The organism is Streptomyces sp. SS1-1 (assembly GCF_008973465.1).
Lineage (GTDB): Bacteria > Actinomycetota > Actinomycetes > Streptomycetales > Streptomycetaceae > Streptomyces.
Map to the genome: position 1 here is coordinate 510043 of NZ_WBXN01000004.1, position 13669 is coordinate 523711.

Sequence of the window (13669 nt, forward strand, 5' to 3'; positions counted from 1 at the left end):
GAGGGGAAGGAACCGAGGCGCGGAACGCCGGTTCACAGCCAAGACGTCCGACGGGACCGAAGGGTTGTACCCGGGTGCCTCTCATCCGGAGCAGCAGGCGTCCCCGGTGTCCGCGCCTCCCTTCTCGAGCCGGCAGTAGCAGGACGCCTCCACCGGTACGTCGGCCAGGGCGGTGGCGAGCCGGAGCTGCTGGGCCACCATGTGTGCCTCCGCGGTCCGGCCGAGGCGTGTCAGGCACTCGTGCAGGCCGTGCAGGGACCAGACGTTGTTCGGGTGCCGGCAGGGGCGCGGCAGGGTGTCGTCGAGGCCGAGGTCGGCCCGGTAGACCGCCTCGGCCTCGGCGACCCGGCCCTGTTCGAGGAGGAGGGCGCCGTAGGCGTGCCGGGTGGGCTGCATCCAGCCCCAGGGCTCGTCGTAGGGGAGGTTGTCGTCCAGTTCGATGGAGCGTTCCAGTGCGGCGAACGCGGCGTCGTGGTCGCCCTTGCGGTACTCCAGCTCGCCGTCGAGCATCGCGCCGGCGATCTCGAGGATGTCGGCGCAGGTGTTGTTGAAGAGCATGCGGGTGGCGGGGACCCGGGCGACCGCCTCGTGGAAGAGCCTGCGTTCCTCCTCGGCCTCCGGCACCCGGTGTGTGGCGGAGAGGGCGACGCCGCGCGCGTAGTGGGTCATCGCGGTGGTGACGCAGTACAGCTCGGGGTCGGCGGGCAGCGGCAGGGCGAGGATGTCGTCCCAGCGGCCGAAGCGGATCAGGGCGTGCACGCGCATGGCCAGGAAGCCCTCCAGCCAGTCGGCCATCGGCGGGCTCTGCACCCTCAGCAGGTCCTCGGGGACGGACGCCTCGAGCTGGGCGACGGTGTCGAGCGCCACCTCGCTCTGCCCGAGGAACATCGCCCCGTAGATCTTGAAGTGGTAGTTGTGCGAGCGGTACAGCGTGTAGAAGTTCATCGATCCGGCCCGCGCGCGGTACTTCTCGTCGGCCGCGACGGCCGCCGTGTTGTCCGAGACCACGCGCCGGTAGTCGCCGCACAGCACCTCCAGGTGGGAGGGCATGTGCAGCAGGTGCCCGGCGTCGGGCACCAGGTGGCGGAGCCGGTCGGCGACGGTCAGGGCCAGCTCGGGCGTCGGGGACATCTCCATGAGGTGGATGTACAGGTGGACCAGGCCGGGGTGGTCGCGGCCGCGCGGGTCGGCGAGCGCCCGCTCCAGGACCTCCTTGGCCTCCGGGGTGCGGGCGCCCTCGGCCGGCCGCCCGGTCCTGAGGTCCCACAGCTGCCAGGGGGTGAGGTTCATCAGGGCGTCGGCGTAGAGCGCGGCGACGTCCAGGTCGTCGGGGGCGAGGTCGTGGACGGCGCGCATCCGGTCGGCGTACGGGGCGTTCCAGACGGAGCAGTCCGGCAGGGCCCGGCCCTGCGGGTAGCGGGCGCGCAGCGCGGAGATCAGGGCCTGCTCGACCGGTGTGGCCGTCGCGGCCTTCTCGTGGGCGCGTTCGACGGCGGCGTGGGTGCGCTCGACGGTGCCGGCGAGGTCCTTGTCGTCGAAGGCATCCCAGGGCTTGTTGTAGTTCGGGCCGAGGGCGTACGCGATCCCCCAGTACGCCATGGCGCAGTCGGGGTCGGCCTCGGCGGCGGCCTCGAAACAGGCGACGGCCTCCTCGTGGTGGAAGGCGTACGTCCAGTTCAGGCCGCGGTCGAACCAGAGCTGGGCCGAAGTGGAGGACGTGGTCACGGGACGGGTGTGGGTGCCGAGGTCGTAGTACTCCATCGTCGCTCTCCTGGCTGTGCGGGGCCGCCGCCTCCGTGGTGCCGCAGGGGCCCGGCGGTGGGACGGGATGTCGCACCGACAACGGGATGGGGGCCGTCCCGGTGACGGGCCGGGCGCGGGGCGTACGGACAGGGCCGCTCCCCCGCCGTCGGTCCCCCTGTCTGCTGACATGCCCGGCCGGCCGGGGCGTCACGCGCCGGGCACGGGACCCGCGGACCACCTGCCGGACGGCGTCCCGGGGGCGTGGCCGGGCGCGGTCCGGGTACTCGCCTCGCGCATGTGACGTCGCGGACGACGTCTCGCGATCCATACGGCCGCCGTGGCCGGGCCCTGCCGCCCAGGTGCGGACGAGGTGCGTCCTGGCGCATTCTTGCTGTGTCGCACGCGCGATGCGTACGGACGAGGTAGGACCGATGACTGGGAGCGCGGAGAGCGCGGAGCGGAGGTCCGGCAGGCTGGCGGCACTCCTGATCGATGTCTCGGCACAGGCGATCAGCGCGTCCGGCGGCCACGCTGCCGGGGTCTATCTGCGGTCCCGCACGCCCGGGCTGCTGCGTCTCGCGGTGCTGGAGGGGCTGCCGGGTCCGCTGTTCCGGCCGTGGTGGCGGGTGCACGCCGACCGGCCCTTCCCGGTGGCCGATTCCTTCCGGCTCGGCGTCGAGGTGGCCCTGCCGAACGCGACGGAGACGATGCGGCGCTACCCCCAGTTCGCGGCGGCCCTGCCGTTCCAGTTCGGTTCCCTGTCCGTGCCGGTGGCCGGGTCGTCGCAGATCTTCGGCGTCCTGACGGTGCTGCGGCCCTCGACGACGGACGCCACGGAACTGATGCCGGTGCGCGAGCGCCTGGGCCAGCTCGCCGAGGAGCTGGGCGCGGCGCTGGAGAAGCTGGACGGCCAGGTCCCGGACACGGTCGCCTGGGACGGGGGCCCGCTGTGCGTGCGCCCGCCGGCCACCCGCCCGCCCTCCGGGCACGTCGGGCGCTTCAGCTGGCGGCCGGAGACCGGTGAGGTCACGGCGGACGCATGGCTGAACGGCGTGCTGGGCGTGCCGGCCGAGGGCGAGTCCGTCACGGTCGACTCGTTCGCGGCGGCCGTCGCCCCCGCCGACGCCGAACGGGTCCTGGCGGTGCTGCGTGAGGCCGCCCGGGGGCGCTCGCCGGCACTTCCGCTGTACGTCCGCGCTCCGCACGGGGCGCCCCGGCTGGTCGAGGTGTGGGGGCCGCACACGGACGCCCGGGGCTCCGCCGCGCCGCCGGCGGTGCGGGGCGTCGTCCTCGACCCGGGGCCGGACTCGGTGGCGGACGCGGCCGCCGACCTGCTGCCGGACGGGGTGCTGTGCCTGGACCGGCTGGGCCATGTCGTCTACGCCAACCCGCACGCGGCGCGGCTGCTGCGCCGTCCGCGCACCGAGCTGCTGGGGCGCACGCTGTGGGAGGGCGTGCCCTGGCTGAACCAGCCGACGCTGGAGGACCATCTGCGCGGTGCGCTGCTGTCCCCGGACCCGGTGCACTTCCATGTCCGACGGCCGTCCGGGCAGGGGCGCGAGCGTCCCCCGCACCCCTTCTCGGGTGACTGGCTGGCCCTGTCCGTCTATCCGGGCGCCGACTTCCTGACCTGCACGGTCCGGCTGGGGCACCGGGTCGCGGACGCCCCGTCGGGGCCGTCGGACGCGCAGGCCGCCCCCCAGCCGCCGGAAACCGGCTCCCTGTCCCCGTTGTACCGGCCCATCATCCTCGCCATCGCCCTGACCGAGGCCGTCACCGCCCGGCAGGTGTCCGCCGTGGTGATGCGGGAGTTGCTGCCCGCGTTCGGCGGCAACCGGCTGGCCATCTACCTGCTGCAGGAGCGGCACCTGTACCTGGCGTGGGAGACCGGCTTCCCCAAGGGGTTCCTCGCGCCGTTCGAGGGGGTGGGGATGGACGAGCGGCTGCCCGGCGTGGAGACCCTGACCAGTGGCCGCCCCCTGTTCTTCGAGTCGATGCGGCAGCTCGCCGACGCCTACCCGGGGATCGCCCTGGACGCGGAGGAGGGCTCCCGCGCCTTCCTGCCGCTGATCGCCTCGGGTCGCCCGGTCGGCTCCTGCATCCTCGGCTTCGACCGGCCGCGCAGGTTCAGCAACGAGGAACGCACGGTCCTGACCGCGCTGGCCGGGCTGATCGCGCACGCCATGGAGAAGGCGCAGCGCTACGAGAGCGAGGCGGCGCTCGCCCGGGGTCTGCAGCAGGCGCTGCTGCCCCGGCGGCTGTCGCAGCACCCGCTGATGGAGACCACCGGCCGCTATCTGCCCGGCACACAGGGCATGGAGGTCGGCGGCGACTGGTACGACGTCGTGGCCGCCGGGGACGGGATGGCGCTGGTCATCGGCGATGTGCAGGGGCACGGCGTGCAGGCGGCCGCCACGATGGGCCAGCTGCGCAGCGCCGTCCGCGCCTTCGCGCTCGGCGACCGGCCCCCCGACGAGGTCATGAGCGGCACCAACCACCTGCTCATCGACCTCGACGCCGGGCTGTTCGCCAGCTGCTGCTACATCCGGCTCGACCCGGCGACCGGCGTCGCGCACGCGGTGGTGGCCGGGCATCCGCGGCCGCTGCTGCGCGGCGCGGACGGCCGTACGCAGGTGCTGGACCTGCCCGGCGGGGTGGTCCTGGGCGTGGATCCGCAGGCCCGGTACCCGGTGACGGAGCTGCGCGTCGAACCGGGGGCCGTGCTCGCGCTGTACACCGACGGGCTCGTGGAGCGGCCCGGCATCGACATCGACGTGGGGATCAGCGCGCTGCGGGTGGCGCTGGCCCGGGCCGGTGCGCCGGGCGGACGTCCGCAGGGGCGCTCGCTGTCGTCCATGGCCGACCGGCTCACGGCGGCGGCCCGGCACATGGCGGACCGCCCGGACGACATCGCCCTGCTGCTCGCGACCCGGCGTTCCATGCCGCTCCGGCCGAAGTAGGGGGTCTCGCCTCCCGGGGCGCGGCAGTGTAGACATGGCGCATGGTCCGACTACGGGGTCGCTCGGGGGCCCGGTCGGCCCGTCGTCCCGGCGGTCTGCGCGCCCGTACGGCGCCCGGCCCCACCGCTGTCGCGTCCGGACGCGGGCCCGCCCCGGCGGCGGAGCGAGGGCCGCGCCCGGGGTGGTTCGCCGCGGCGCGGTCGACGGTCGGCGGGCGCAGTCTGGCCGGTCAGGTGTTCGTCCTTCAGATCGTGATCGTGCTGCTGCTGGTCGTCGCCGCGGTGGTCGCGCTGGTCCTGCAGGTGCGGTACGACTCCACGCAGGAGGCCCGCAACCGCTCGGTGGCGGTCGCCGAGGCGTTCGCGAACGCGCCGGGCACCCGGCAGGCGCTGGACGAACCCGATCCGACCGCCGTCCTGCAGCCGAGGGCCGAGGCGGCCCGCAAGGCGACGGGCGTGGACTTCATCGTCGTCATGAACACCGACGGGCTGCGCTACACGCACCCCAAGCCGGACCGCATCGGCAAGACGTTCGTCGGCACGCTGGAGCCGGCGCGGTCCGGTGGCGTCGTGGTGGAGGAGATCACGGGGACGATCGGGCCCCTCGTGCAGGCGGTGGTGCCCGTCGAGGACCCGGCCGGCCGGGTGGTGGGGCTGGTGTCGGCGGGGATCACCACGGACACCGTGGGCGGCACCGCCGACCGGCAGCTGCCACTGTTGCTGAGCGCGGCGGCGGCCGCGCTGCTCCTGTCCACGGCGGGCACGGCCCTGGTCAGCCGGCGGCTGCTGCGGCAGACGCACGGTCTCGGCCCGGACGAGATGACCCGCATGTACGAGCACCACGACGCCGTGCTGCACGCGGTGCGCGAGGGCGTCGTCATCGTCGGCGGCGAGGGCCGGCTGCTGCTCGCCAACGACGAGGCGCACCGGCTGCTCGACCTGCCCGAGGACGCGCAGGGACGCCGGGTGCTCGACCTGGGCCTCGCCCCCGGGACCGCCGAGCTGCTGCACTCGGGGCGGACGGCCACCGACGAGGTGCACCTGGTCAAGGACCGTCTGCTGGCGGTGAACCAGCGGCCCACGCATCTGCGCGGCCGCCCGTCCGGCAGCGTGGCCACCGTCCGTGACTCGACGGAGCTGCGGGCGCTGTCGGGCCGGGCGGAGGAGGCCCGCGAGCGTCTGAACATGCTGTACGACGCCGGCGTCGGCATCGGCACCTCCCTGGACGTGTCCCGGACGGCGGAGGAGCTGGCGGAACTGGCCGTGCCCCGGTTCGCGGACTACGCGACGGTCGACCTGTTCGACGCGGTGCTGGACGGCGGGCAGCCGGAGGCGACGACGCTGGTGCGGCGCTGCGCGCTCAGCGGGGTGCGCGAGGACGCGCCGCTGTACCCGGTGGGCCGGCAGATCCGGTTCGTGGAGTCCTCGCCGCAGGCCCGGGCGCTGAAGGGCGCGCAGGCCGTGGTCGAGCCGCGGCTGGACGAGGCGCGGGGCTGGCGCGCGCAGGACCTGGAGCGGTCGGCGCAGGTGACGGAGTTCGGCATCCACTCGCTGATCGCGGTGCCGCTGCGGGCGGGTTCGCTGGTGCTGGGCGTGGTGAGCTTCTGGCGGTCGCGCAAGTCGCCGCCGTTCGACGCGGAGGAGCCGGCGCTCGCCGAGGAGCTGGTCGCCCGCGCTGCCGTGTCCATCGACAACGCCCGCCGCTACACCCGTGAGCACGGTATGGCGGTGACGCTGCAGCGCAGTCTGCTGCCGCGCCGGCTGCCGGAGCAGAGCGCGCTGGACGTCGCCTACCGCTATCTCCCGGCGCAGGCGGGCGTGGGCGGCGACTGGTTCGACGTGCTGCCGCTGTCCGGGGCCCGGGTGGCGCTGGTGGTCGGGGACGTCGTCGGGCACGGTCTGCACGCGGCGGCCACGATGGGCCGGCTGCGTACGGCGGTGCACAACTTCTCGGCCCTGGACCTGCCGCCCGACGAGCTGCTCGGGCTGCTGGACGAGCTGGTGGCCCGGATCGACCAGGACGAGGCGGAGGACGCCGACACCGCTCCGGTGACCGGTGCGACCTGCCTGTACGCGGTCTACGACCCGGTGTCCCGGCGGTGCGTGATCGCCCGGGCCGGGCATCCGCCGCCGGCCGTGGTGCGCCCGGACGGCTCGGTGGAGTTCCCGGACGTGCCGACGGGGCCGCCGCTGGGGCTCGGCGGCCTGCCGTTCGAGGCGGCGGAGCTCGAACTCGCGCCGGACAGCCGCCTCGTGCTGTACACCGACGGGCTGGTGGAGGACCGCGAGCACGACATCGACGAGGGCCTCGAACTGCTCCGGGAGGCCCTGGCGGGCGCCGGGCGCACCCCCGACGAGACCTGCCGGGCGGTGCTGGAGGCGCGGCCGGCGGACCGGCAGAACGACGACATCGCGCTGCTCGTGGCCAGCACGCGGGAGCTCGGAGCGGACCGGGTCGCCGAGTGGGACGTGCCGTCCGACCCGGCGGCCGTGGCACGCGTGCGGGCGGCGGTGACCCGGACCCTGGAGGAGTGGGGGCTGGGTGAGCTGACGTTCGCCACGGAGCTGATCCTCAGCGAGCTGGTGACCAACGCGATCCGGTACGGCGGGGAGCCGATCCGGGTGCGGATGCTGCGCGACCGCAGCCTGATCTGCGAGGTCTTCGACAGCAGCAGCACCTCGCCGCATCTGCGGTACGCGGCGATGACGGACGAGGGCGGCCGCGGCCTGTTCCTGGTCGCCCAGCTGGCGGAGCGCTGGGGCACCCGCTACCTGCCGGCGGGCAAGGTCATCTGGGCGGCGCAGCCCCTGCCGTAGCGGGCCGCGGCCGTACGGCCTTTGTGCATTGGTACGAACCTTTGACGCGCCTGCTGTTCCGCATGCCCAGGATCTGATAGGAAACCTTCCTATCAGTGCACGTACGGCCCAGCCTCCTTCCCCCACACGATGCGGAGTCGCCGTGAAGCACCCCACACCCCTGCCCCGACGCACCCTGCTGACCGCGCTCGGCGCGGCCCTCGTGTCCGTCCCGCTCCTGAACCCCGCGCCCGCCGCCGCCCACCGCCGGGCGCCCGGTCTCGACGACCCGGCGAAGAAGGAGATCGCCATGCGCCTGGTGTCGAGCGCGGAGAACTCCTCGCTCGACTGGAAGGCGCAGTACCGCTACATCGAGGACATCGGCGACGGCCGCGGCTACACCGCCGGCATCATCGGCTTCTGCTCCGGCACGGGCGACATGCTCGACCTGGTCGAGCTGTACGCGAGCCGCCGCCCCGGCAACGTCCTGGCCCGCTACCTGCCGGCGCTGCGCCGCGTGGACGGCACCGACTCCCACGCCGGACTCGACCCGGACTACCCGCGGGACTGGGCGCGGGCCGCCGGGGACCAGGCGTTCCAGCAGGCCCAGAACGACGAGCGGGACCGGGTGTACTTCGACCCGGCCGTCCGCCAGGGCAAGGCGGACGGGCTGCGCGCGCTCGGCCAGTTCGCCTACTACGACGCCATCGTCATGCACGGCGACGGCACCGACCCCACGAGCTTCCGCGCCATCCGCCGCCGCGCCCTGGACCGGGCCCGCCCGCCCGCCGAGGGCGGCGACGAGACCGCCTACCTGGACGCCTTCCTGGACGCGCGGGTCTGGGCGATGCGGCAGGAGGAGGCGCACAGCGACACCAGCAGGGTGGACACCGCCCAGCGGGTCTTCCTGCGGGCGGGCAACCTCGACCTGAGGACCCCGCTGGACTGGAAGGTCTACGGCGACAGCTTCCACATCGACTGACCCGAGCGCGGCGCGGGCCGCCGCCCTCGCACCCGGCGGCCCGCACACCCGACGGCCGGAACGCCCCGGAACCGGTCATAGAATGGATCTATGAGCTCATAGACCGGACCCGTGTACCGGGTAAGGTTTGCCTTAGTTTAGGCTTCCCCCGAGTCGATCTATCGCCTCTCGAAGGGAACCTGATCATGCCCCGCCCCCTGCGGGTAGCCATCGTCGGAGCCGGCCCCGCCGGGATCTACGCGGCCGACGCGCTGCTCAAGTCCGAGGTGGCCGCCGAGCCCGGTGTGTCCATCGACCTGTTCGAGCGGATGCCCGCGCCCTTCGGACTGATCCGCTACGGCGTGGCCCCCGACCACCCGCGGATCAAGGGCATCGTCACCGCCCTGCACCAGGTGCTCGACAAGCCGCAGATCCGCCTCTTCGGCAACGTCGACTACCCCAACGACATCAGCCTGGACGACCTGCGCGCGTTCTACGACGCCGTGATCTTCTCCACGGGCGCGACGGCCGACCGCGAGCTGCGCATACCGGGCATCGACCTGGACGGCTCGTACGGCGCCGCCGACTTCGTGTCCTGGTACGACGGGCACCCGGACGTGCCGCGCACCTGGCCGCTGGAGGCCGAGAAGGTCGCCGTCCTCGGTGTCGGCAACGTCGCGCTGGACGTGGCCCGGATCCTGGCCAAGACCGCCGACGAGCTGCTGCCGACGGAGATCCCGCCGAGCGTGTACGACGGCCTCAAGGCGAACAAGGCCGTGGAGATCCACGTCTTCGGCCGCCGCGGCCCCGCGCAGGCGAAGTTCTCCCCGATGGAGCTGCGGGAGCTGGACCACTCCCCCACCATCGAGGTCATCGTCGACCCCGAGGACATCGACTACGACGCGGGTTCCATCGAGACGCGGCGCGGCAACAAGCAGGCCGACATGGTCGCCAAGACGCTGGAGAACTGGGCGATCCGCGACGTCGGCGACCGGCCGCACAAGCTGTTCCTGCACTTCTTCGAGTCGCCCACCGAGATCCTCGGCGAGGACGGCAAGGTCGTGGGCCTGCGCACCGAGCGCACCGCCCTCGACGGCACCGGCAACGTCAAGGGCACCGGCGAGTTCACGGACTGGGACGTCACCGCCGTCTACCGCGCGGTCGGCTACCTGTCCGACAAGCTGCCCAAGCTGCCGTGGGACATCGACTCGGGCACCGTTCCCGACCAGGGCGGCCGGGTCGTCCAGGAGTCCGGCGAGCACCTGCGGTCGACGTACGTCACCGGCTGGATCCGGCGTGGTCCGGTGGGCCTCATCGGGCACACCAAGGGCGACGCCAACGAGACCGTGGCGAACCTGCTGGACGACTTCGCCAACGGCCGTCTGCAGACGCCGGGTTCGCCCGAGCCGGAGGCCGTCGAGGCGTTCCTGGCCGAGCGTGAGGTCCGCTTCACGACGTGGGACGGCTGGTACAAGCTCGACGCCGCCGAGAAGGCGCTGGGCGAGCCTCAGGGCCGTGAGCGTGTGAAGATCGTCGAGCGCGAGGACATGCTGCGGGAGAGCGGCGCGTAAGCGCGTCAGCGAACGCGGCGAGGAGGGCCGGGGCTCGAGCCCCGGCCCTCCTTCATGCACGAACACGACGCCCCGAAGATCACCGTCTGTTAGCTTCCCCGGGTGTTCTCGCTTCTCGAACCCCCGTTCTTCACCCGCCTGCGCGACGCGCGGCGGGTGCTCGTCGCCGGTGCCGGCGGCGGCTTCGACGTCTACGCCGGGCTGCCCCTCGCCCTGGCGCTGCGCGCGGCCGGCAAGGAGGTGCACCTCGCCAGCCTCTCCTTCTCCGACCTGTTCGGTCTGGACGACGGCGTGTGGGTCGATCCCGACGTCGCCGCGATACGCCCGGACACCGAGGCGCGCGGCCGGTACTTCCCCGAGCGGAGCCTCGCCCGCTGGCTCGCCGCGCACGACCTGCCAGCCACGGTGTACGCGTTCCCGCTGACCGGTGTACGGCCGCTGCGCGCCGCGTACCGCACCCTGCTGGACCATCTCGGCGGCGTCGACGCGGTGGTGCTGGTGGACGGCGGCACCGACATCCTGATGCGCGGGGACGAGCACGGGCTGGGCACCCCGGAGGAGGACATGGCCAGCCTGGCCGCGGTCGCCGGGCTCGACGGGGTCGCCGTACGACTGGTGGCCTGCCTCGGCTTCGGCGTGGACGCCTACCACGGGGTCAGCCACGCCCTGGTGCTGGAGAACCTGGCGGCCCTGGAACGGGACGGCGGCTACCTGGGCGCGTTCTCCCTTCCGCGCACCGGCGAGGAGGGACGGCTGTTCCTCGACGCGGTGGAGCACGCGCGGCGGGAGACACCGGAGTATCCGAGCATCGTCCAAGGCTCGGTCGCGGCGGCCGTGCGCGGGGAGTTCGGGGACGTGCGCTTCACCGAGCGCACCAAGGACAGCGAACTCTTCGTCAATCCGCTCATGGCGCTGTACTTCTGCGTGGACGCGCTCGCCCTGGCCCGGCGCAATCTCTACCTGGACCGCCTGGAGGACACGGCGCTGATGCGCCAGATCAGCACGCGTATCAAGGAGTTCCGGGACGGGCTCCCCCGCCAGCGGCCGCCTCGCGCCTACCCCCACTGAGGCGCCCGCGTCCCGGGTTCCGGCGAAGTGACCGGCACGGCCGGAGTGGTTGTATACACTCCTGATCTTCACACAAGCTCCACACAGGGGGGATGTTTCTCCATGCGCATACGCACGATCGTCACGACGGCCGTCGCCGCCGGCGCCCTCGCGGCCCTGACGGCCACCCCGGCCCAGGCCACCGAGTACTCGTCCGCGCTCAAGGTCCGCGGCGTCCAGTACGACGCGCCCGGCCGCGACTCCAACAACTGCGCCACCGGGAACACCGACGACGAATACCTGACGATCAAGAACTACTCGTCGAGCGCCACGGTCAACCTCAAGGGCTACGTGGTGAAGGACAAGGCCGGCAACAAGTTCACCTTCACCCGCAACCACTACCTCCAGCCGGGCGACTACGTGAAGCTCCGGGGCGGGCACGGCACGGACTCCGACGCGCGCAACGTCGTCTACCGCAACAACTGCAACTTCATGTGGAACAACGACAAGGACACGATCTACCTGAAGAAGCCGTCGGGCGCGGGCGCTGACACGCACGCCTACACCAAGGGCTCGAACGACCGGGACGGCAACGGGTACATCACGTTCCACAGCTGACCGGCCGACGGGCCGGCGAGGGGACCCGTCCCGGTGCGGATGGTGGACGGGTCCCGCTCACCGAGTCATTGTCACGAGCCCCCGCGGCCCGGACCACGAGTGAGCGCGGACCGGTCGGTGCGCACGACACACACCCCGTGTGCACCCCCCGCTGCCCCGGTCCGGGCGCGCGGGGACGATACTGGACAGAGCACGCGCCCCCGGCCACAGATGGACTCATGCCCAGCTCCTCCCGCACCCGCCCCATGACTCCCCCCACCGTGTGGTCGGCCCGCGGCCGGCACCGGGGGCCCGCCGCGCGGGACGACCTGCTGACCGCCCTCACCCGGCGCGACGTCAGCGGCGACCTCGACGACTTCCGGGAACGGCCCGACCCCGACGGAAGCGACGCCACGGCCTTCGAGGCCCGCTGGCGGGTCGCCGGTCAGGTCACCGTCCGCGCCCGGCTGGATCTGGAGGAGAGCCGCGGCGACGGCACCGTATGGACGCTCGTCGCGGAGGCCGAGGCCCCCTGGGACCCCCGGTGGCCGTCGCCGGCCGCCCTGTTCTGGCCCGAGGAGGACGACGCGCCCTGGGCCCACGACGCCGCCACCGGCCTCCCCCTGGGCACCGTCAACCTGCTGCCGACGGACGACAAGGCCGTACGGCGCCTGCTGCGGGACGCCGTCCGGGACGGCGGGAGCATCCACGTCCTCGTCCACGAGGCCATGACCACCGACGAGCGCGGCCGCACCCCGCTGGCCGGCATGCTGCCGCCCGGCCTGCGGCACCGGGTGGTCGAGCACCGCGCCGTCCCCAGCCAGCTGCGCGTCGTCAACTACGCCCTGCGCGACCTCGGCCCGGAGCTGCCGCGCGGCGGCGCCGTCGTACTTCCCGGCACCCCGGCCCCGTCCGGCTACGACCCGGACGACTTCACCGTCCGCACCGTCTTCCTGGACGGCACCGAACCGGCCGAACTCATCCACGCCGTCACCCGCTACGCGGCCCTGCCGCACGCGCTGCCGCCCGGCGCCGACGCCACCCTGACCGCGCTCCGTGAGGACTGGACCCTGCTCACCCTCGAGGAGCAGCTCGAACGCGAGCGCGAACTGGTGCGGATGTACGCCGAGGCGCTCGACGCGATGACGAGGTCGCGGGACCTGTACCGGGAGGCCGCCGAGGAGGCGCACGCCGCGCTGGCCGCCTTCCGGGAGTCCGCGGACGCCGTGGCCGCGCTGCCGCCCGCGCCGCCCGCCGACGGCCCGGCCCCGTCCCCGCTCCAGCAGCTGACCCGCACCTTCGAGCGGCTCAAGGCCTCGGCGCGGGTCCGCAAGCAGGCCCCCGCCCCCGGGGAGACCGCCGAGCGGCCCCGGGAGAACGCCGACCGCTGACCACCCGGCGTAGGGCCGCTGCGCCGGTTGCCCGGGGAGGGCGTACCGCAACGGGCGGGGGCGCTTCGGTGGGGCGCTCGACGGTTTCGCACGCCCGCCCAGGCAGGTGACCGGCCCCGATCCGGCGTCTACCGTCCTGACGGGTGACGTGATGCGGCCGGGTGACCGCCGTCATGCCATGTGCGCGGCGCGAGGGGGAATCCGACCTGCGGAGCGTGTGGCGTGCGCCACCCGCCGGGAGGAGGGTCCGTGGAGCCGACCACCACGTGGATCGTCGCAGGGGCGGCCCTGGCGGCCGTCGTGCTCGCCGTGGCCGTCGCGGTGCTGACGCGTCTGGTGCGCACCCGGCGCGTGATGCGCCGCGCCGGGCTGCCGACCGGCCCCCGCTGGGTCTTCTGGGGAGCCGTCCTGTACTTCGTGCTGCCCACCGATCTGATGCCGGATCCGGTGTATCTGGACGACATCGGTGTGCTCCTGCTGGCACTGCGCACGCTGCGCCGTTCGCCCGGCTCGGGCCATCGGACGCCGTTGGTCACGGAAAGTAAGGAAACCAACCACTCGTTCGATTCGTTTAAGTAAGTGGAAACCGAAGGGCGTCGTAGGG

At 73.4% G+C, this 13669-nt stretch carries 9 protein-coding genes; 8 read left to right on the forward strand and 1 reads right to left on the reverse strand.

The genetic code is table 11. The features are described 5' to 3' along the window. Positions 1 to 81: 81 nt before the first annotated feature. Complete coding sequence (locus F8R89_RS03330) at positions 82 to 1761, reverse strand: tetratricopeptide repeat protein (protein WP_151782525.1); 1680 nt, start codon at positions 1759 to 1761, stop codon at positions 82 to 84. 413 nt (positions 1762 to 2174) lie between these two features. On the opposite strand from F8R89_RS03330, the gene F8R89_RS03335 reads away from it, so the two are divergent. The 8 genes from F8R89_RS03335 to F8R89_RS03370 all read left to right on the forward strand — a co-directional run bounded on the left by F8R89_RS03335 (position 2175) and on the right by F8R89_RS03370 (position 13644). Then, positions 2175 to 4703 (forward strand): SpoIIE family protein phosphatase, encoded by a 2529-nt coding sequence (locus tag F8R89_RS03335; RefSeq protein WP_151782526.1) that lies wholly within the window; start codon positions 2175 to 2177, stop codon positions 4701 to 4703. Positions 4704 to 4744: 41 nt separating this feature from the next. After that, the gene (locus F8R89_RS03340) at positions 4745 to 7519 is read left to right on the forward strand and encodes a SpoIIE family protein phosphatase/ATP-binding protein (RefSeq protein WP_151782527.1); all 2775 of its coding nucleotides are present in this window, start codon (positions 4745 to 4747) and stop codon (positions 7517 to 7519) included. A gap of 142 nt (positions 7520 to 7661) precedes the next feature. After that, positions 7662 to 8480 (forward strand): chitosanase, encoded by an 819-nt coding sequence (locus tag F8R89_RS03345; RefSeq protein WP_151782528.1) that lies wholly within the window; start codon positions 7662 to 7664, stop codon positions 8478 to 8480. Between the two features lie 185 nt (positions 8481 to 8665). Continuing rightward, on the forward strand, positions 8666 to 10030 hold the full coding sequence (locus tag F8R89_RS03350; protein ID WP_151782529.1) for an FAD-dependent oxidoreductase: 1365 nt from the start codon (positions 8666 to 8668) through the stop codon (positions 10028 to 10030). A 102-nt stretch (positions 10031 to 10132) separates the two neighbouring features. Continuing rightward, complete coding sequence (locus F8R89_RS03355; protein WP_151782530.1) at positions 10133 to 11098, forward strand: DUF1152 domain-containing protein; 966 nt, start codon at positions 10133 to 10135, stop codon at positions 11096 to 11098. A 102-nt stretch (positions 11099 to 11200) separates the two neighbouring features. Beyond that, a complete protein-coding gene (locus F8R89_RS03360) occupies positions 11201 to 11695 on the forward strand; it encodes a lamin tail domain-containing protein (protein ID WP_151782531.1) in 495 nt (164 codons plus the stop codon). Positions 11696 to 11913: 218 nt separating this feature from the next. Next, a complete protein-coding gene (locus tag F8R89_RS03365; RefSeq protein ID WP_151782532.1) occupies positions 11914 to 13065 on the forward strand; it encodes a hypothetical protein in 1152 nt (383 codons plus the stop codon). A 249-nt stretch (positions 13066 to 13314) separates the two neighbouring features. After that, on the forward strand, positions 13315 to 13644 hold the full coding sequence (locus F8R89_RS03370; protein WP_151782533.1) for a YkvA family protein: 330 nt from the start codon (positions 13315 to 13317) through the stop codon (positions 13642 to 13644). The last annotated feature ends 25 nt before the right edge of the window (positions 13645 to 13669 follow it).